Here is a 1,991-nt window from a genome sequence, read left to right as displayed (position 1 = left end):
GCATTCCAAATGGATAGTATTTCTTTTATGGCCTTTAATATTACGACAATGTAAATTTTATGTGCCTTTTATCAAGGCTTAAGCCAATAGACAATTTTTGTTTTACTGTCTATTAATTTTGGCTTATCATGCCCCAAGCTAGCGATTTGTAGGTATTTAATTCTGCTGGAGTGAATACCGTTATTTAGGCTATACTTTTTCAGTTTCTTTCCCGTGTAGATAAAAAACTTTTTCACCGAGACATCATAATTGGGATCTGCCATCAATGCGTATTGTTGATTGGCATTTTTATAGATTGATATAAGAATAAATTCTCCGCTGACATTGGCTGGTCTGAATTTCTGATAAATCTTTCCATAAATATTATCCCCCATTGCTATCCCCCAAATGAAGCTGCTATCAAAGTCTGCGAAGAGTCCACCCAGCGACTTTAATCCAGAGCCGATTTCCTCTGAAATCAATGGGTAAATCGTGTCCTTCGTAATAAGGTTAGTATACTGTAGTGTATCGTCTTTTGAAAACCCAATTGAACAATTGTTTTTTAAGGTAATTGTAAACCTATTGTAATTATTCATGATCGGCTTTTGGCCTTTATGTTGCAAATACCGATCAAATGAATTTCCCTGGCATTTTGCGCTTTGCAAAAGCGGTAGGACCATAACTAACAAAATTATTGCTCTCATCGTTTTATATTGACTCTCCAATAAATAGTTTCCCCTGCGGTAGCCGTTGCTTCGAGGTGCCGACCATTTTTTACACCTGTTTGATAAATGAAGTTTCCGTTTTTGTCGAAGTTTCTCCAATCCAGAAACACAGATTCTATAATTGGCATTGTTCCTAATCCAAACGCGCTGAATTTGACGGTCCCTTTCGGATGAGCGGCTCGCAAGTTAGATACCGCCTTATCAAATATATCCTTACTGATCGTTATGGTTTGGTATTCCGTAAATTTTGCATGTTTGCCATTGTGCCATTTCCCCCTTGTTAAGCCCCATGCAAAAAAATCATTACCGTCGTTCTGAGTTGCTCCACCAGATAAGTCTGGACCGCCAATTAACCGATTCAAAATACCTGCCCTACTAGAAATAACCGGTATCGAATTATCCTCAGGTGAGAATCGATCCTTCGGCTTTCCAACTCTGTACACTGATGATTCTTTTCTTATTGTTTGAACAAGCTTTGTGGGATCATTCCCAGCATGATTAAAGAAAATACTAGCTAAAACTTTATACTCGGCGGGATCTTTAGAATCACCTTCTTGCCTCACTATACTTACGGCCTCTTGAAAATCACTGTGACTCATATTGAGCTTAATCGCTCCTTCGAATACTTTTATTTGCTCCACGACTCGTTTTCCTCCTAACATTATGGCGTTACCATTGGCATCTTTTTTTTCTGATATAACGACCCTCATTCTCTCAGCAGTATATAATTTGTTGTCGTTCTTGCCATCATTTCCCAAGTGAGTTCCGTCTTTCTTATAATAGTCTCCTTCTCCATTAAAATCGATTACGCCAGTTGGACTGTTGCTATAATAAGCATAAGGTGATTGCCAAGGATACTCCTCTGAGCGGGGATCATTGCTAAAAAATCGGCTTATCCTACTATCATATGCACGAGCCTCGAAAGCAATAAGTCCATCGGCAAGGTCTGGATCATCCTCTTTCCCATTAAACCCATACCTGTAGCCCGTTCCCGCGGCAAATGCCCTTCCTGGCATTTGCATTCCAAATGGATAGTAATCCTGGGCACTCAAAACGTCGGCAATAAATCGGTCCGATTCACCGTCCCCGGAGGTGTCAACCCCGTATTTGCGGTCGGAGATCGTCACCAGCACGTTGCCCAAGTGGTTGGAAAGCTCGTAACGCTTCTCCCCTCTCAGGTAAGCAATGGCTCCCGGATCAAAGACAGCTTCTCCGGTACCCGTGGTCACCCCTACCCGCTCGCGGATACCGAGGCGGGACGAACCATAGAGGTGTTGCTCCTTCAGC

2 protein-coding genes are annotated in these 1,991 nt (G+C 41.7%); both read right to left on the bottom strand.

Features of this window, described 5'->3' with window-relative positions:
* Window positions 1–71 precede the first annotated feature (71 nt).
* Window positions 72–659, bottom strand: coding sequence for a hypothetical protein (locus EPD60_RS07920; protein WP_131448505.1), 588 nt, complete (start codon window positions 657–659; stop codon window positions 72–74).
* Between the two features lie 20 nt (window positions 660–679).
* Window positions 680–1,991 (bottom strand): RHS repeat-associated core domain-containing protein (locus tag EPD60_RS07915; RefSeq protein WP_317126047.1); only part of this gene is annotated, 1,312 nt, incomplete at its 5' end.

The organism is Flaviaestuariibacter flavus (genome assembly GCF_004337505.1).
In the GTDB taxonomy this organism is placed as follows: Bacteria; Bacteroidota; Bacteroidia; order Chitinophagales; family Chitinophagaceae; genus Flavisolibacter; species Flavisolibacter flavus.
The sequence above is the reverse complement of the archived record's forward strand: the minus strand, read 5'-3'. Positions and strand labels throughout refer to the sequence as shown.

What these genes read in the sequence shown, in the direction of transcription:
- EPD60_RS07920 (WP_131448505.1), bottom strand. Translation starts at nt 659, where the DNA reads ATGGTCCTACCGCTTTTGCAAAGCGCAAAATGCCAGGGAAATTCATTT.